General features: G+C 69.4%; 15 protein-coding genes and 1 riboswitch. Of the genes, 4 read left to right on the top strand and 11 right to left on the bottom strand.

Features of this window, described 5'->3' with window-relative positions; genetic code table 11:
* Positions 1–64: 64 nt before the first annotated feature.
* From VGJ24_RS06260 to VGJ24_RS06270, 3 genes are all read right to left on the bottom strand, one after another.
* Positions 65–4081: an Ig-like domain repeat protein gene (locus tag VGJ24_RS06260; protein WP_331499652.1), complete on the bottom strand. Its 4017-nt coding sequence runs from the start codon at positions 4079–4081 to the stop codon at positions 65–67.
* 97 nt (positions 4082–4178) lie between these two features.
* Positions 4179–4457, bottom strand: a complete 279-nt coding sequence (locus VGJ24_RS06265; protein ID WP_331499653.1) for an Lrp/AsnC ligand binding domain-containing protein — start codon at positions 4455–4457, stop codon at positions 4179–4181.
* Between the two features lie 35 nt (positions 4458–4492).
* On the bottom strand, positions 4493–6334 hold the full coding sequence (locus VGJ24_RS06270) for a DEDD exonuclease domain-containing protein (RefSeq protein WP_331499654.1): 1842 nt from the start codon (positions 6332–6334) through the stop codon (positions 4493–4495).
* Positions 6335–6502: 168 nt separating this feature from the next.
* Between VGJ24_RS06270 and VGJ24_RS06275 the strand changes: the two genes are divergently transcribed.
* The 4 genes from VGJ24_RS06275 to VGJ24_RS06290 all read left to right on the top strand — a co-directional run bounded on the left by VGJ24_RS06275 (position 6503) and on the right by VGJ24_RS06290 (position 10602).
* The gene (locus VGJ24_RS06275; protein WP_331499655.1) at positions 6503–6709 is read left to right on the top strand and encodes a hypothetical protein; all 207 of its coding nucleotides are present in this window, start codon (positions 6503–6505) and stop codon (positions 6707–6709) included.
* Between the two features lie 204 nt (positions 6710–6913).
* A riboswitch (cyclic di-AMP (ydaO/yuaA leader) is annotated at positions 6914–7089 on the top strand.
* A 141-nt stretch (positions 7090–7230) separates the two neighbouring features.
* On the top strand, positions 7231–8100 hold the full coding sequence (locus tag VGJ24_RS06280; protein ID WP_331499656.1) for a C40 family peptidase: 870 nt from the start codon (positions 7231–7233) through the stop codon (positions 8098–8100).
* A 46-nt stretch (positions 8101–8146) separates the two neighbouring features.
* Positions 8147–9349, top strand: a complete 1203-nt coding sequence (locus VGJ24_RS06285; protein WP_331499657.1) for a basic secretory protein-like protein — start codon at positions 8147–8149, stop codon at positions 9347–9349.
* A complete protein-coding gene (locus VGJ24_RS06290; RefSeq protein ID WP_331499658.1) occupies positions 9346–10602 on the top strand; it encodes a M48 family metallopeptidase in 1257 nt (418 codons plus the stop codon). Before VGJ24_RS06285 ends, VGJ24_RS06290 begins: the two co-directional genes overlap by 4 nt.
* A gap of 93 nt (positions 10603–10695) precedes the next feature.
* On the opposite strand, the gene VGJ24_RS06295 is transcribed toward VGJ24_RS06290, so the two are convergent.
* From VGJ24_RS06295 to VGJ24_RS06330, 8 genes are all read right to left on the bottom strand, one after another.
* A complete protein-coding gene (locus VGJ24_RS06295; protein ID WP_331499659.1) occupies positions 10696–10908 on the bottom strand; it encodes a Flp family type IVb pilin in 213 nt (70 codons plus the stop codon).
* A 239-nt stretch (positions 10909–11147) separates the two neighbouring features.
* On the bottom strand, positions 11148–11351 hold the full coding sequence (locus VGJ24_RS06300; protein WP_331499660.1) for a Flp family type IVb pilin: 204 nt from the start codon (positions 11349–11351) through the stop codon (positions 11148–11150).
* 234 nt (positions 11352–11585) lie between these two features.
* Positions 11586–11798 carry a Flp family type IVb pilin gene (locus tag VGJ24_RS06305; protein ID WP_331499662.1) on the bottom strand — a complete coding sequence of 71 codons (213 nt, stop codon included), beginning with the start codon at positions 11796–11798 and terminating at the stop codon, positions 11586–11588.
* 198 nt (positions 11799–11996) lie between these two features.
* Positions 11997–12656 carry a response regulator transcription factor gene (locus tag VGJ24_RS06310; protein WP_331499663.1) on the bottom strand — a complete coding sequence of 220 codons (660 nt, stop codon included), beginning with the start codon at positions 12654–12656 and terminating at the stop codon, positions 11997–11999.
* A gap of 25 nt (positions 12657–12681) precedes the next feature.
* Entirely contained in the window at positions 12682–14277 is a 1596-nt protein-coding gene (locus tag VGJ24_RS06315) for a sensor histidine kinase (protein WP_331499664.1), read from the bottom strand.
* Between the two features lie 10 nt (positions 14278–14287).
* Positions 14288–15229 (bottom strand): type II secretion system F family protein, encoded by a 942-nt coding sequence (locus VGJ24_RS06320; RefSeq protein ID WP_331499665.1) that lies wholly within the window; start codon positions 15227–15229, stop codon positions 14288–14290.
* Between the two features lies 1 nt (position 15230).
* Complete coding sequence (locus tag VGJ24_RS06325; RefSeq protein ID WP_331499666.1) at positions 15231–16259, bottom strand: type II secretion system F family protein; 1029 nt, start codon at positions 16257–16259, stop codon at positions 15231–15233.
* A gap of 5 nt (positions 16260–16264) precedes the next feature.
* Positions 16265–17752: a CpaF family protein gene (locus VGJ24_RS06330; RefSeq protein WP_331499667.1), complete on the bottom strand. Its 1488-nt coding sequence runs from the start codon at positions 17750–17752 to the stop codon at positions 16265–16267.
* Position 17753 lies beyond the last annotated feature (1 nt).

Here is a 17753-nt window from a genome sequence, read left to right on the forward strand (position 1 = left end):
AGCCCTCCTGCGCCGGAAAACCGCCGAACTGTGACCGAGAGGGGTCACGCAGACGTCATGCCCATCACCTCACGACGAGCAGAGCCTGGGCCGCCGTCTTGGAACCATTGATCGTCGGCGCGCCGAGGTAGACCACCTTGATCTTGTGCTTGCCCTTCTTCAGCACCGGCAGCTTGATCGTCTTGACGCCATTGTTCCTGCCCTTGAGGGTCGTCGTCAGCAAAACCTTCCTCTTGCCGTCGTAGACCTTCACCTTGCCGGTGGGCTTGTAGAAGTTGGGCACGGCCACCGAGAACGTGAGCTTGGCGTGGGTGCGGACGAGGACAGGGTTCGCCGCGAACGAGAACGCGGTCGCGGAGCTCATCTTGCCGACCTTGACGGCGCTGCTGGTGGCCTTGCCGGGTGCGTAGCCCGAGATCATCGCGGTGACTCGGACCGACACCGAGCGAGTCGCGTCGTCGGGGCCCAGCGTGTAGGCATAGCTGGTAGCACCCGCGATCGGCCTGCCGTTGCGCAGCCACTGGTAGGTGTAGCTGTAGGGGGTCCCCGGCCAGGTTCCCGGGTTCGCCGTCAGCGTGTCGCCCACGTGATGTCCGCCCGAGATCGAGGGGCGGACGATGGCGGAGGGCGCGACACCGTTTCCACCGGTGATCACGTTGCTCACCGAGGTCCCGTCCGTGTAGCCAGGCTTGGTCCCGGTGGCGCGGAGCGTCAGGGCGTGTCCGACGTCCGCCGGTGTGACCTTGTAGCTGGTCGCGGTCTGACCGTCGATCGGCCATCCGTCGCGCAGCCACTGGTACGCCGTGATCACCCCCGGGAGGTTCCACGTGGGAGCGGCCGACGTCAGGATCTGGTCCACGGCACCGGTGCCCGTGATGGACACGTTGTTCGCGGGTGAGACGCCGCCGGTCACCGTGAACTGCATGTCCGACCAGGTCCCGGGGTTGCCCAACGGATTGCCGTTGGCGTCGAGCGCCGTGACCCGCCACTGCCACGTGCCGGTGCCGATCAGGTTCTGCTCTGCCCAGGACGTGTTCTGCGTGAAGACCGTCTCGGCGACGGTGCTGGAACCGGCAAGCCGCCGTTCGAACTTGTAGGTGACCGCGTTGCCGACCGGGAGCCAGGTGAAGAGCGCGCCGTTGGGAGCCTGCGACGAGCCATTGGTCGGCGAGATCAGGGTGGGGGAGTCACCACGGGAGATGAACTCCTGGAACGGCGACCACGGCCCCGGCCGGCCGGTCGCGTCCACCCGCCGCACGCGCCAGGTGTACGGCGTCGTGCTCGCGGGTAGCAGGCCGGACGGCGCGTAGGCGACCACGGGGGTGTTGACGGCGAGCACCCGGTTGCCGGGCTGGCCGACCAGGTCGTCGTTCCGGTAGACCTCGAGGTCGTACGACGCGGCGAAGGACAGCGGGCTCCAGGTGAACGGGTTGGTGCCGTTGACCTCCGGCATCTGGCCACCGGTGGTGACGGGGTAGGTCAGCGCCGGGGCCGGCGAGCTCTTCTGGAAGGACGCCGGGTCGCTCCAGTTGAGGTTGTTCCCCGATGAGTCGATCGCGCGGACGCGCCAGTACAGCGTGCCCTCCGGGTACGTCGTGCCGTACGCCGTGTAGGTGGTCTGGTCGACCACCGCCTCGTCGATCACCTGGGTGAAGTCGGGTGTCTGGGAGACCTGGATCCGGTACTGGTACGCCTCGGTCCGCGCGGGCGGGGTCAGCACTGTGTCCGTCGTCTCGGCCGTCGACTCCGTCGCCAGGAGGTCCTGCCAGGTGAGCGTGACGTCGTTGCTCACGGTGGCGGGGTGCTGGCTGTCGGTGGTGACCGGACTGGTGAGCACGACCTGGTTGCTCGCCTTGTTGAAGGCGTGCGACGCATGGTCGATCGGCGCGCAGACATTGGGCGAGGTGCAGGGCACGACGGTCCAGTAGTAGGCCGATCCGGCCTGGCTGTCCGGCAGTGCTGAGGGGTCGATCCACATGCTGTTCTGGACCACGAAGCCGAAGAGGTTCGGCACGGCGTTGTTGATGCCGTCGTAGGTCAGGTAGACCTTGTAGAAGCCCACGTCGGAGTTCGGGTCCCAGCGCAGCACGGGCGTCTGCCGGAGGTTCTGGCACTCACTGGGCAGTTGGGCTCCGCAGCTGATGCCCTCCGGTCCCGAGGTGTCGTCTCCCGTCAGGGCCGCCCGGAAGCCGCTGAGCGTGGCGGGTGGGTCGATCGTGTAGTGGCCGATGGCACCGGTCGCGACCGGGGTGCTTCCGTTGTATGCGTCGACGTACCAGTCGTACCTCTGCGAGGTCGAGTTCGGGCCGGCGCTGGAGAACTGGTCACCGGTGTCCTGCGCGCTCGGGTACACGTACGAGGTACCGCCCAACAGGGGTGTCCATGCCGTCGCGCCGCTCTTGCGCACGTACACGACGTAGTGGTCGGCGCCCTGTACCGGCTGCCAGGTGAGAGTGGGGAAGCGCTTCGTGTGCGGCTCCGCCCCGATGGGATCCGGCGACGTAGCGGTGGCGGCGGGCTGGTCCACCACGGTGAACGTCGGCTGGCCGGGTGGCGTCGGTGATGTTCCGAGCGACCCGTCGATCGCGATGCTCTGAACGGTCCAGCGGTAGGTGTGGCCCACGACCAAGCCGGAGCGAGGCGTGTACGACGTGGTGTCCGTGACGTCCGCGGAGCCGCCGCCAACGGTGAGATCCACCCAGGAGACCTTGTACTGTGCCGCGCCGGCGACGGGAGCCCAGGTCATGGTCGGCACGGAGGTGGATGCCCCACCGATGGGAGACAGCGGTTGCGGGAGGTCGGGCTCGTAGGTGAAGGAGTGCACCTGGGCCGAGATGTAGTCGGTCAGCGCGCCGGACGGGTCATCGACGGCGTACACGCGCCAGTAGTACGTCCCGTACGCGCCGGGCAGACAACCCTGGTTCGGGCTGCCCGGGGTCAGGGTGGTCTGCGTGGTGTAGCAGTTGACCGGGTTTCCCGGCCGGTCCGTGAACGCCGCGTCGCTGCTCAGCTGCACGACGTAGCGACTGGCGCGCGGCACCGCGCTCCACTGGTAGTAGAAGGGGTCTGCGACCGTCGCGCCGTCGGCGGGGTACTGCAGCGTCGGCTGGTCCGGGTAGTTGCGCTTGAAGTGCCACACCGGAGCCAGGGCCCAGGGCGACCTGTTGCCGGCGGCGTCCACGGGCCGCACCCGCCAGTAGTACTGGTCGTTGTTCAGCGTCGTCGGTGGCGAGAAACGGGTGCTGGTGACCGTCTGGTCGACCACCGCGGTGTTGAAGTTCTGGTCGGTGCTGACCTGGACGTCGTAGTAGCGGGCTCCGGCGACGGGAGTCCAGTCGAGCACGACGTCCTGGACCGCGCCGTTGATGTCGTCGGCTGGGCTCTGTCGCCCGGCCGACGCAAGCGCCCCGATCGTGAAGGCCGACGGCGCCGACCAGTCGGTGTTGAATTCGCCGTTCGAGAAGCGGGCCTGGACCTCCCAGTAGTAGGTCCCCGGCGCGAGCAGGCCGGACAGGGTCGCGGCGTTGGCCTGCACCGGGTTCAGGGTGATGTAGCGGGACGGATCGACGAAGGCCGAGTCCTGCCCCACCCGCACGAGGTAGTCCTGGGCACCCTGGACGGCGGACCACTGGAAGGCCGGTGTCTGGTCTGGCTGGGGCAGGGTGTCGCCGTTACCCGGTGCCTGCAGCGTGGGCGGATTGTCGGCAGAGCGCGAGAACGACGCGTTGCTCCAGGCGCTGTTGCCGCCCTGTGAGTCGGCGCGGACCCGCCAGTACAGCTGACCCTTGGGCAGCTGGATGGTCGGTGTCGCCTTGTCGTTCCACGTGCCGCCCTGCGACCAGAGCACGTTGCCGAAGTCGGCGTCCTTGGCGATCTGGACGTCGTACACGGTGGCGTCCGCGACACGGTCCCAGGACAGCGTCGGGATGCTGGTGCCGTTCGGCCCGTCGGGCGCGAGGTTCACGGGTGCGGCAGGTGCGGACGCGTGCGCCGGAGCGACGAGGACCAGAGAGGCACCGACAGCGGCGAGTGCCGTGGCGAGCGCCGTGATCAGGCGTGGGGAACGACGGACACCGAACACGAGGGGGCCTTCCCCGAGACGACAGGACGAGGCAGCCTAGGTCGCCATCCGGGCGGGCGTGCGGGGAATGGAGAAATTCAGAGGAAGCCGAAGTGTTTCAGTCGACGCCGACCGCGAACGCCGACTCGAGGTCGTGCCGGGAGTAGGCGCGGAACGCGATGTGGGTCTCGGTCGAGGTGACCCCGGGCACCTTGTTCAACCGATCGGCGACGACGTCGGCCACGTCGTCGTGGTTGCGGACCCGGACCAGCGCGATCAGGTCGATCTGGCCGGTCACGGAGTAGACCTCGCTGACGCCCTCGAGGTCGGCGATCGCCTCGGCCACCTCGGGGATCTGCGCGACGTCGGCCTTCACGAAGACGATGGCGGTGATCATGTCCCGACCCTAGTGCGTGCTGGTGCCGCTCGACGCTAGCGAGCCGGGCGGGCGGCCACCGGCAGGTCACGACGCTCGTCGAACGGCACCAGGTCGAGCCGCGACTGGTGCACGGCGTCATGGAGCGCAAGGTGTCGGGTGGCGCCGCCGACCGGGCACGTCCACTCGCCGTCGACGTCGACGAGCCGAAGCCCTGGGGCCTCGAGCCAGCGCAGGATGCGCTCGGTCTCCTCGGCCGTCGCGGCCGGCACCGGCCCCGGACCGCCGCGGACCGTCTCACCGCTGGCGACCAGCTCGGCGACGTACTGGTGGGCGTCGCCGGCAGGGGGGATCACCCCGGCCGCCGCCAGCCGGCCGTGCCGGACGACGTGCACCTCCCAGTGAGTGCCGCGTCCTGAACCTGTCAGGGGGTCGTCCTCGCGACGGGCCGCGACCAGGTGCGGGATGCGGGTGAGCGCGGTCAGGCGCTGGGTGCGTGAGACCGCGCGGATGAACGCCGACAGCCGGTCGCGGTGGACCCCTGCCTCCTCGAACCGCTCGCCCTCTGCGAGGAGGGCCATCCGGCGGGTGATCAGCTCGACCACGTCGTCGGGCCGCTGCAGGAGGTTGTCACGCAGCTGCCGCACCACGGCGGCGTATGTCGTCTCGTCGACGCTGCCGTCACACGGGGACAGACAGCGGCCCATCTCGGCGAGCACGCATGCCGATCCAGTCGGGTGCCGCGCGATGCGCTGGGAGCACTGGCGTAGGGGGAACGTCTCGTGGAGGGCGGCCAGACACTTCTCGGCGGACCTCTTGCTGGCGAACGGGCCGATGTAGTCGGCGTCGTCGTCGGTGACCCGGCGCACCAACGAGAGACGGGGCCACGGCTCGCGGGTGAGCTTGAGGTAGTGGACCTTCTCGGGGAAGCGCGAGCGGCGGTTGTAGTTCGGCTTGTGCTCGGCGATCAGCCGGAGCTCGCGGACCTCCGCCTCGAGCGGTGTCGCGCACTCGATGCCGGTCACGGACTCGGCGATGGCCACCATCTCCCCGATGCGCGAACGTGTCTCGGAGGCGGTGAAGTAGGAGCGGACGCGGGTGCGCAGGTCGCGCGAGGTGCCGACGTAGAGGACCCGCGACTGCTCGTCGCGGAAGAGGTACACACCCGGGGCGTGCGGGAGTCCCTCGGCGAGGTAGCGCTTGCGGCGCTGTGCCGTCGAGACCTTCGCGCTGAACGTCGAGAGCTCCTCGATGGTGTGGACGCCGAGGCCGCCGAGCCGCTCCATCAGGCCGTGGAGCACGTCGACGGTGGCGCGCGCGTCGGACAGTGCCCGGTGGTTGGGCGTCGTCGACGCATGGAAGACGCGCGCCAGCGAGGAGAGCTTGCAGTTGGGCGCGTCGTCACGGGTGATCACACGACGGGCGATCTTGGCCGTGTCGAGGACCTCGAACCTCGGCCACGGGATCCCCTGCCGGGCCGCGAACCACTGGAGGAAGCCGACGTCGAACGGCGCGTTGTGGGCGACGAGCACCGAGCCCGCCGCGAACTCGAGGAACGACGGCAGCACCGACTCGATCGGGGGGGCGGTGCTGACCATGGAGTTGGTGATGCCGGTCAGCACCGCGATGAACGGCGGGATCTGGGTGTGGGGGTTGACCAGGGTCTGGAACTCGCCGAGCGGCTCGCCGCCGCGGACCTTCACCGCCCCGATCTCGGTGATCATCGAGCCGGCCCCGGCCGAGCCGCCGGTGGTCTCGAGGTCGACCACGCAGAACGTCAGGTCGCGCAGGGGGCGGCCGAGCTCGTCGAAGGAGCGCTGGGCCTCCCAACGCCTGCGGGCCGAGGCTCGCGCGGACACGACCGAGCCGCCGGGGAGGCGGAGCGGCGCGGTGGTCATGTCGACGACGCTAGGGCGGAGCGCCGACACACCGGGCGAGACACGCGGCTCGGCTGTCAAGGCACCTCGCGAGCACGCTCGCTTCGGGCTCGCTTCGGCGTTGCGCTCCGCCCCCGTCCGATCGCAACGTCCTCGCTGATGTCGGTGGTCCCTGGGACCGTCAGGGGCATGACGACGAGAATCGACTGCGACACCTGCCTGGTGCGTGGGCAGGCCTGCCACGACTGCGTGGTGACGGTGCTGCTCGGCCCGCCGCCCGAGCTGACCCTGGCCGACGACGAGTGCCGGGCGCTCGACACCCTGGCCGCCGGCGGGCTGGTGCCGCCGTTGCGGCTGGTGACGCCCGTCGACCCACCGGCCATCGAGTCCGCGTGAGGACGGCGGTGATCGCGGCGTCGGGCCTGTGGAGAGAGCGTGACCCATGAGGCCTGTGTGACTCATGTGACACCCGCTCGTGACCGGTCACGAAAATGTCACGACAGCCTGGTTGAAAGTTTGGCGGTCCCCCCGGGGTGTGGTTAGTGTGACCGCTCAGATGCCCGTGCCGATGGACCAGTCCGGTGTCCATGCGGGTGTCGCGCCGAGTCACCGCCGTAGCCACTCGGGGTTGCGACGGAGAGCCGGGGAACCAACCCACCTGGGGTGAATCGCCGCCAAGGCGCAGGTGCACGAGAGTGCACCGGCGAGGAGGCGGTGTAGGGCCTGTCGTGTCCGAACCCGTCAGCTCACCTGGTAGGCGTACGACAAGCAAGGGAGTCCTTCCGCTCGTGCTCAACGGCCGGAAAAGCCTCGTCACGCTCATTGCCACCTCCGCCGCCGCGGCCGTCACGTTCGTCGGGACGATCCCCAGCGGTACGGCAGAGGCCAAACCCACCATCCAGGACGTCCAGCATCGCGTGGACCGCCTCTACCACGCGGCCGAGCAGGCCTCGGAGCGCTACAACGCGATCCGCGTCCAGCTCAAGCAGATGCGTGGAGACGTCGCGGCGCTGCGCGCCGACCAGACTCATCAGCAGAAGCAGACCGAGAAGGCCCGGCGCCTCGTCGCCGACTCGATCGTGCGGCAGTACGAAGGCGACTCGTTGTCCGCCGTCGGCCAGGCCGTCGTCTCGAGCGACCCCAATGCCTTCGTGTCGCAGCTGACCACGATGTCGGCGTTCAACTCCATGCAGGCGGGGCAGTACTCCTCGTACCTGACCCAGGCGAAGGCGCTCACCATCCGCCAGAGCGCGACCCAGAACCAGCTCACGAAGGTCGCCGAGCTCGAGAAGCAGGCGGCCCAGGACAAGGCGACCATCGCCAAGAACCTCAGCGCGGCCAAGAGCGTGCTCGGCAAGATGCAGGCCGCGGCCCGCGAGCGGATGATCGCCGCCTCCCGCGACAACACCCGCATCTCCAGCGCCGACATCCCGGTCTCGGGACGCGCGGCCGCCGCGGTGCACTACGCGATGGCTCAGATCGGCAAGCCGTACGTCTACGGCGCCGCCGGTCCGAACTCCTTCGACTGCTCGGGTCTCACCATGGCCTCGTGGGGCGCCGCAGGGGTGGGTCTGCCGCACTCGTCGAGTGCGCAGTACGGCTCGGGGACCCACATCTCGGCCAGCCAGCTCCAGCCCGGTGACCTCGTCTTCTACTACAGCCCGATCAGCCACGTCGGCATGTACATCGGCAACGGCATGATCGTGAACGCCGAGAACCCGTCGGCGGGTATCCGCGTCACCGGCCTGTACTCCATGCCGTACGTCGGCGCCGTCCGTCCTGGCTGACCCGGCGCCTCGAGCGCGTCGAAAGGCCGACCGCCCCCGCTGGTGGGTGGTCGGCCTTTCGCTGTTCCTGGTCGCTGTCGTCGGGGTCGTCGTCTGGCTGACGCAGCACGACTCGACGTACCACGCGCCGCTCGACGGCGCGCCCGCGCCGCACATCGACCAGTCCGGCGCCACGTCGCTGCTGGACGACCTCGAGACGGCCGTCCGCCGCGATGACGTGACGTCCGGGGCCGCGCTCGGTGCCACGCCACAGGCGCGAACGGACCTGGGTGGCGTCGTCCGCAACGGACGTGTCCTGCGCGTCGCCGACTTCTCCCTGCGCTACGTCGACGCGTCCGGAGCGGTCGCGCCGGACGGCACCTGGGCCGCGGACGTGGCGACCACGTGGCGGTTCGCCGGCTTCGACGACCGGACCGAGCGTCTGGAGGTCCGGGTCCGGTTCGCCCGTGCTGGTGACCGCCTGCGGATCGCCGGCATCGGCGGGGGAGACCACCGGAGCCCGCTGTGGCTCTCGGGTCCGGTCCAGGTCCGCAGGTCCGCCCGCAGCATGGTGGTCGTCGACGGGTCGGCCGAGCAGGCCGACCGGTTCGCCGCGCTGGCCCGGCGTGCGGTCCCGCAGGTGCGACGTGTGCTGCCGGGTTGGGCCGGCGACCTGGTCGTGGAGGTGCCCGCCTCGCAGGCCAGCCTCGACGCGGCCCTCGGCGCCCATCCCGGCGACTACGACGGCATCGCCGCCGTCACCACCACCGTCGACGGCTCGAGGTCGCGCCGCTCGCCGAGCCATGTGTTCATCAACCCGCAGGTCTTCGACCCGCTGCGTCCGCGCGGCGCGCAGGTCGTGATCACCCACGAGGCGACCCATGTCGCCACGGACGCCGCCACCAGCGCGGCGCCGATCTGGCTGGTGGAGGGCTTCGCCGACTTCGTCGCGCTCAGCTCGCAGCGGTTACCGCTCACCACGACCGCAGCCCGGATCATCGCCCTGGTGCACCGCAGCGGTGCCCCGGAACATCTGCCGGGCCCGCAGGAGTTCCAAGCCGGCGCGAAGCACCTCGAGGCTCGCTACGAGAGCGCCTGGCTGGCCTGCCGGATGCTCGACGGTGACGGTGGCACCGACGCATTGGTCGGCTTCTACCGGGCCATGGACCGGGGCGGGCAACTCGGCCCCGAGCTGCAGCGGTGGTTCGGTCTGACGCCTGCGGCCTTCACCCGGCAGTGGCGGACCCTCCTGACACACTTGCCGGCGTGAGCGAACGCCGCTGGTCTCTGGTCACGTTCCTCGTCGCCACGATCGCCTTCGTGCTGGTCGCGGCCTGGCGGATCCCTTGGCATCCGGTCCCCGGCGGCACTCCTGCGGCGGTCCCGGCGTCGGACGTGTTCACGGCCGCGCAGATCGCTCGCGCCAACGAGTACACCGATCCGGCGCGCTACCTCGGCTGGGCCTCGCTCCTGGTATCGCTGGTGGTCACGCTCGTGCTCGGATTGACCCCGCTCGGCGCTCGGCTCGCCGCGCGGTTGCGCGGTTGGTGGTGGGTGCGGGTGCTGCTCGCGGTGGCGGCGCTGGCCCTCATCGGTCGCCTGGTGACCCTGCCGTTCGCGATCATCGGTCACCACCGGTCGGTCGCCTTCGGGCTGAGCGACGAGGCCTGGGGTCCCTGGACCGTGGACCTGCTGAAGAGCCTGGTGCTCTCGATCGTGATCACCGGGCTGCTGCTCCTGGTGCTGATCGGCTGCGCGCGTCGCTGGCCGCGCGCCTGGCCCGCGGTGGCCGGGACGATCCTGGGCGCATTGGTGATGGTCGGGTCGTTCGTGTACCCGGTGCTCGTCGAGCCGGCGTTCAACCACTTCACCCCGCTCGAGAAAGGTCCGCTGCGGACGCAGATCCTGCACCTGGCCGACGTGGAGCACGTGCACCTCGACGACGTCCTCGTCTCCAACGCGTCACGGCGTACGACGACGCTCAACGCCTACGTGTCGGGGTTCGGCAGCACCCGTCGGGTCGTGCTCTACGACAACGTCATCCACGACCTGCCGCGCGACCAGATCCTGTCCATCGTGGCCCACGAGCTGGGGCACGCCCACCACGACGACGTGCTCACCGGGTCGATCCTGGCGGCGCTGGGCACCACGCTCGGCGTCGGTCTGCTCGGCCTCGCCGTCTCCGCCGTACGCCGCGGCCCGGGCGGGATGCGCGACCCGACGGTGGTGCCCCTCGTCGTCGCTCTGGTGGCGATCGCGACCCTGCTCTCGAGCCCGGTCAACAACGGATTGTCCCGGCTGATCGAGACCCGGGCCGACGTCGCTTCGCTGGAAGCGACCCGCGACCCGACCGCGTTCATCGGGATGCAGCGTGAGCTCGACCTGCACTCCCTCAGCGACGACCCGCCGACCTGGTCGCACTTCTGGTTCGGCTCACACCCCACGACGCTGCAGCGGATCGCGATCGCCGAACAGCTCGGTCGGCGGATGGGCGTTCCGCAGCACGCGGTGCCCGAGGGCTGAGCGGGGGTGCTCGTCCGGAGGTAGCCGAAATGTCGATGGCCGCGGACCCCCCATGGATCCGCGGCCATCAGCACGCCGAAACGAACTGGGGGATCAGCAGGTGCCACCGGTTCCGGCGCTCGAGGCGACCGTGCTGCAGGTGCTTTGGAACAGGCCGTTGAGAACCACGCCACCGAACGCGTAGACGACGAGCACGATCATCGCGGCGATGCCGGCGATCAGCAGGCCGTACTCGACCGCCGACGCGCCGCGCTCGTCGATCCGGCTGAGCCGGGCGTTGAGCATGATCCGCAGGTGGTCGAGCATCGTGAGGTCTCCTTGATCGCGCGCTGTGCTTCTGTCCACCAGTGTGAGGGCACGGGCCCCGCCCCCGGATCCGACGTTCGACCGAGATGGGCTGACCCGGATGGACTAGCCGGACATGCTCAGGTCGCGGGGCCGTTCTGGCCGATCGTCGGGTCCCGCCGACCGAGGTGTCCGGAGACGCGGACGGGGCCGCGGACCTGTCCAGGTCCGCGGCCCCGCCGGTGTCGGTGACGACGTCGTCAGCAGCTGCCGCCCGCACTGGCGCCGACGCTGTTGCAGGTGTCCCTGAAGACGTTCTGCAGAACGCCGCCGAAGGCGAAGACGACGACGACGATCAGGGCCGCGATGCCGGCGATGAGCAGGCCGTACTCCACGGCCGAGGCTCCCCGCTCGTCCCGGGCCGCCAGACGGCCGTTGAGCATGATGCGCAGGTAGTCGAGCATGGCGAATCTGTTCCCCCCTATGAGTGTGCGTTGCAGAGTGTGCGTTGCACGCTCTCCATGAGAAACGGAGATAGGGAGGACGTGTGACGTCACTGAGTGGTAAAGCCGCCGAGATGACTCGTGCCAACCACCGGCGCCGAGCCGGAATCAGCGCACCCAGGGTATTTCTCTACGCCGGAAAATGACGGAGGCCGCGGACCCGTTCGGGTCCGCGGCCTCGCGTTGGCGCTGAGATCAGCAGCTGCCCGAGCCGCCGGTGGCGCTGGCCCCGACGCTCTTGCAGGTTTGCGAGAAGACGTTCTTCAGAACGCCACCGAAGGCGAACACGACGACGACGATCAGGGCGGCGATGCCGGCGATCAGCAGGCCGTACTCGACCGCGGACGCACCGCGCTCGTCCATCTTCGCCAGGCGGGCGTTCAGCATGATGCGGAGGTAGTCCAGCATTTCGTTCTCCTACAGATTGTTTGACGTTGGCGCTTGAGAGCCGAGAAGGCCGGAGGCCTCCGTACTCAATGATGGCGTTAATCCGTCGATCGCGGATCGAGTTTTCGGACGAAGCCGCCTAGTCACTCAGGACCATTTGGGCCACTGCAGAGGGAGGAAATCGTCGAATTCCCTGACAACGACCGCCGACTTGTGCTGTCAGTTGTGCGGGCGCTGTACGGCGGAGAGCAGGCCGATCCGCATCGCCGTGACCAGCGCCTGGGCGCGGTTCTGGGCACCGAGCTTCTGGTAGATGCGGGCGATGTGCGACTTCACCGTGGACTCGCTCATGTACAGCTGTTGGCCGATCGCGGCGGCGTTCGCGCCGTCGGCCAGGAGCAGGAGTACGTCGTGCTCGCGCGTCGAGAGCCGCGTCGACTCCGCGCTCATCCTTCGCATCATCGCGCCGGCCAGGCCCGTGCACATGAACGACCGCGGCGAGACCGCCGCGTGCCGGGCCGCGCGCACCACCTCGGTGGAGGGCGCGTCCTTGCCGACGAACGCGGAAGCACCGGCCTCCATGGCCGCGAAGATCTGGTCGTCGCCGGAGTGCATGGTGACCACGACCAGGCCGATCGTCTCGTCGCGCTGGCGCACCTGGCGGATGATGTCGAGTCCGGTGCCGTCCTGCAGCTGGAGGTCGGTGACGATCACGTCCGGCCGGTCATCGCCGTACGACGCGACGGCCTCGGCGACGGTGCCGACCGAGCCGACCACCTCGGTGCCGTCCTCGCGGGCGAAGGCACCCACGAGCCCCTCCCGGACGAGCTCGTGGTCGTCGACGATCAGGACGCGGAGTGGGGTGGTCAGCGTGGTCATGCGCGTTCCTCGGGTCGTCTCGAACTCATGCGAGCAGGGTGTCGGGTTCCACGGTCGCCTCCTGCGGCGACACGCCGGAAGAGGCGTCCAGACGTACTGACACCACGGTGCCGTGCGGGACGTTGTCGGAGACGGTGAGATCTCCTGCCACCAGGGCCGCACGCTCGCGCATGATCTCGAGCCCGTGCGAGTCATGGCGACGCGCCCCGAGCCCGCGGCCGTTGTCGGCCACGACGATCTCGGCACATGGGGGGGCAACCGAGCAATGGACGCTGATGGACGTCGCTCCGGAGTGGCGTACGGCGTTGGTCATCGCCTCCTGCGCGATGCGCAGCAGCTCGCTCTCGATCTCGGGTCGCAGCCGCGTGGTCTGCTCGTCGAGCGTGACGTGGATCGGGATGCCGCTGCTGGCGCCCAGGTGTCGGGCCAGGGAGCCGATCGCGGTGCCGAGGGAGTCGCTCTCGCCGATCTCGGTGCGCAGAGTCTGGACCGAACGGCGTACCTCGCCCACGACCATCGTCAGCCGCTCGCGCAGCATCGTCAGCTGGCGGGCTCGCGTGGAGCCCTCGGGCTCCTGGTCGATGAGCGTGTCGACGAAGTAGCCGAGCGACGCCATCTCCTGCGCCACGCCGTCGTGCATCTCGCGGGCGAGCCGGCGTCGCTCCTCGACGGTCGCGGAGTCGCGGAACGCCAGGAACAGCACCGCGGTGTCGAGCCGCACGGTCGCCGGGCTGAGGTGCCGATCGAGCGCGGACAGTCGGCGGGGGAGGTCCATGGCCTGCGGATCGAGGCCCGGGGCGAGAACCCCCGAGACGACGGCCGCGACGCCCCCGCCGCTGTTCAGGGGAAAGGCGAAGCTGTGCCCGGCGATCCGGACGTTGCCGGTCATCAGGCTGTACTGCGCCAGCTCCTCACTGACGGTGAGGTCGGGCGTGGCCAGCCCCGAGTCGCCGACCAGCGGCGTGAGCACCTCACCGCGCGGGATGTGAATGGTCACGGCAGAGACCGGCAGCTCGTCGCGCACCGCACTGGCGATCTGACCCCCGAGCGCGACCGGGTCCAGTCCGGAGCTCAGCCGGCCGGACAGGGTGATCAGCTCGCGGATCAGGGTCTGGGCGTCGCGGTAGGCGCGCTGCGGGTCGTTCACCTGCAGGAAGGTGCGGCGGACGAACGCCGCGATCAGTCCGAGCCCCAGCCCGGTGACCGCCCACGTGAACGCTGCGCTGCCTTGGTCCTGGTCGAGGCTGGAGGTGGTCAGCACCACCACGACGTACGCCGTGAGCTCGGCCGACAGGGACAGCACGACGCCCCGGACCCCACGGCTGAGGCCGGCTGTGAACGGTGGAACAGCGATCGCGCCGAGGATCGCGGTCGTCGAGTGTGACGACAGTCCGGCGACCGTCGCCACCAGGAGCGAGTCCATGACCAGGATCAACGTGGCGGGGAGCCCGAGCAGCTCCGCGGCCGTGACGGCCGCCCACACCGCACCGGTGGCCAGCAGGGCGAGGAGGAGCAGCTGGTTGTTCTTGAGGATCAGGGGCATGACCAAGCTCAGGAGCGCGAACGTCCGCGCCCCGACGGCGAGCCAGGTGTGCTGCCGGCCAGCACTGCCCCAGATCATCGGACGCGGGTCACCCCGCCCCTGAGAACGAGTCGATGATGTGGATGACGGCGGGACCCATGACGGCGATGAACAGGGTAGGGAGGATGCAGAAGATCAGCGGAACGGTGATCTTCACCGGCACCTTCTGCGCCTGCTCCTCGGCCCGCTGACGCCGCTTGGTCCGGATCTCCGAGGACTGGATGCGGAGCACGTTGGCGATCGGGATACCGAAGCTGTCGGCCTGGACCATCGCGGTCACGAAGCTCTTCACGTCGTCGACCTCGGTGCGGTCGGCGAGACCACGCAGGGCCGCGGCACGTCCCTGGCCGATCTGCATCTCGCGGAGCACCCGGGAGAACTCGTCGGCGAGCGGTCCCTCGGTGTTGCGAGCCACCTGCTGGACGGCTGCGTCGAACGCGAGCCCGGACTCCACGCTGATGGTCATCAGGTCGATCGCGTCCGGCAGCTCCCGCTGCATCCGCTTCGAACGGTCATACACCTTCTGGTACAGGTACAGGTTGGGCCCCAGCCAGCCGACCGCCGTGGCGCCCGCCACCAGGACGATCCGCACCGTCAGGCTCGTCCCTATCACGGCCGTGAGCGCCACCGAGATCAAGAAGAGCGCGATCGCCCCGATCACCTTGCCGGCCTGGACGCGCTCGATGGTCCACCCGGCCGGGTTGCCGGCGACGTCGAGGCGCTTGCGGATGCGTTCGGGGGCGTCACTGCCGGAGAACCGGCGGGCGATCTTGGACGCGCGCTCCTGCAGCGGCGACATGATCCGGTCGGCGAACGTCTCGTCGAACTCCTTGACGAGCTCCGGCGAGTGGTTCGTCAGGGCCTGCACCAGCTGGACCGAGCGGTCGACGCCCGACGCGGAGTGTCCGCTTGCGGTGGTGCCGACGGCAGCCGACACCAGCACGATCGCGAGGAGGACGAGCGCGCCGCCGAGAATCAGGAGCAGAGTCATCTCACACCTCGACCTTGACGATGCGGGACATCCAGAAGATACCCACGGAGAGGATCATCGCACCACCGATGAGCATGGCGATGCCCATCGGCGTGGTGAACAGCACCATGACGTAGGAGCGGTTGGCAAGCACCAGGTACAGGAGGAACGCCGGAGGCAGACCCCCGAGCACCATCGCCGAGAGCTTGCCCTCCGCCGCAAGGGCGGCGACCTGGCGTCGGATGTACTCGCGCTCGCGCATGGTGTTGGCCACCGTGTTGAGCAGCTCGGCGAGGTTGCCACCGACCTGTCGCTGGATGTTGATCGCCATCACGACCCACTCGAAGTCCTTGCTCTGGAACCGGTCGGCCACGCCCTGGAGAGCGGTCTCCAGCGACAGCCCCAGGCGCGTCTCGACGAGCACCTTGCGGAACTCGCCGGCGATCGGCTCGGTGCCCTCGCGGACGATGGTGTCGACGGACTGGGCGAGCGAGAGACCGGCCGCCAGCGAGCCGGACATCAGCTGCAGCGTGTCGGGGAGCGCCCGCTCGAACTTCTTCTTGCGGTTCTTACGACGGAACCCGAGGTAGAACCACGGACCGACGGCGCCGAGGATGATGAAGAGGAGCCCGATGATCAGGTCTCCACCGCCGAGCAGCAGCCCGACGATCGACGAGACGAGAAAGACTCCGGCGTGGAACAGGAGCCACTCGGCCGGCCGCCACTTGCTACCCGCGCCATCCAGACGCTGGGCGATCTTCGCCTCGAGCCCCTTGTTGCGCTTGAGGACGTGCGCCGCCGCGGTCTTGGCGGACTGAAGTGCCGATTCCTCGGGATGGCTCTGGGTGGGCATCGCGGCCGCGCCCGGCATCCCCGCCGCCGCGCGCTGGGCGTACTGCACGACGCGCTCCTCGGTGGACAGGGTCCGGTCCCGAGGGACAGCCAGCACCAGCAGCACCAGCACGCCCAGACCGAGCGCGCCGAGCCCGGCGTACATCAGCCAGCTCGTGTCCGCCGCCGAGGAGGCGAGCGGGAGGACCAGGGTGCTCACCAGGGTCACCGCAGCCCGTCCATTGCGAACAGCATCGGGTCCACGTGCACGTTCGAGTGCTCCATCTTGTCCAGGAACTTCGGTCGGAGGCCCGTGGAGCGCAGGTAGCCCTGGGCCCGGCCCTCATTGTCGAAGCCGGCGGAGTGGTCGTAGACGAAGATGTCCTGGAGGGTGATGATGTCGCCCTCCATCCGCTCGACCTCGGTCAGGCTGGTGATCCGGCGAGACCCGTCCTTGAACCGTGTCTGGTGCACGATCAGGTCGACCGCGGAGGCTACCTGCTCGCGGATGGCGCGCACCGGCAGGTCCATGCCGGCCATCAGCACCATCGTCTCCATGCGGGCCAGCGTGTCGCGGGGACCGTTGGAGTGCAGGGTGCAGATAGAGCCGTCGTGGCCAGTGTTCATGGCCTGGAGCATGTCGAGCGCGGACGCGTCACGGACCTCGCCGACGATGATGCGGTCGGGGCGCATACGCAGGCTGTTCCTGACCAGGTCGCGGATCGTGACCATGCCTCGACCCTCGATGTTGGCCGGGCGGGACTCGAGCCGGACCACGTGGTCCTGCTTGAGCTGGAGCTCCGCTGCGTCCTCGATGGTGACGATGCGCTCGTCCTCGGGGACGAACGACGACAGCACGTTGAGCGTGGTCGTCTTCCCGGCGCCCGTGCTGCCCGACACGATGATGTTCAGGTGGCCGCGCACGCAGGCCTCGAGGAAGTCCACCGAACGCTCACTGAGGGTGCCGAACGCGATCAGGTCGTCGGAGGTCAGCGGGTCGGCCGCGAACTTACGGATGGTCAGCGAGGACCCGTCGACGGCCAGCGGCGGGATCACGGCGTTCACACGGCTTCCGTCAGGGAGCCGCGCGTCGACCATCGGGCTCGACTCGTCGACACGACGGCCGATGCGGGAGACGATCTTGTCGATGGTGCGGCGGACGTGGGCCTCGTCGCCGAACTGCGCGTTGGCCTTCATCAGCTTGCCGTCCTTCTCCAGCCAGATGGAGTCGGGGGCGTTGACCATGACCTCGGAGACGTCGGGGTCGCGCAGGAACGGCTCGATCGGGCCGTACCCGAGGATGTCGTCGCTGATCTCCTGCGTGAGCCGGTTGCGGTCGGCGTTGCTGATCGGGCGCTCCTGGGAGCTCATCAGCTGCCCCAGGACGCCGCGGACCCGCTGGTCGAGCTCGGCCTGGTCGAGGTTGGCGTCGTACAGCTGCGGGCCGAGCTGCTTGAGCAGCTCGGTGTGCACGTCCTGCTTGAGCTCCTCGAGACGGTCGTGCTCGGCGCTGCCGCGACGGGCGATGCGGCTCGCCGACAGCGGCGCGGTGCGAGGACGGCCGGCGTCGTCGCCACCGTCCGCGCCCTGCGGCGGCGGCGGCGACGTGGTCTCCGGGGTGTCCGGACCCCGCGGAGCCGAGGGAGGCGTCGGGGTCGTACCGGCCTCGCTCTGCTTGCGGGCCGCGGCCAGTCGTTCGGCGAGACTGCTCACG

The sequence above is a fragment of the Nocardioides sp. genome, assembly GCF_036493135.1.
Classification (GTDB): domain Bacteria; phylum Actinomycetota; class Actinomycetes; order Propionibacteriales; family Nocardioidaceae; genus Nocardioides.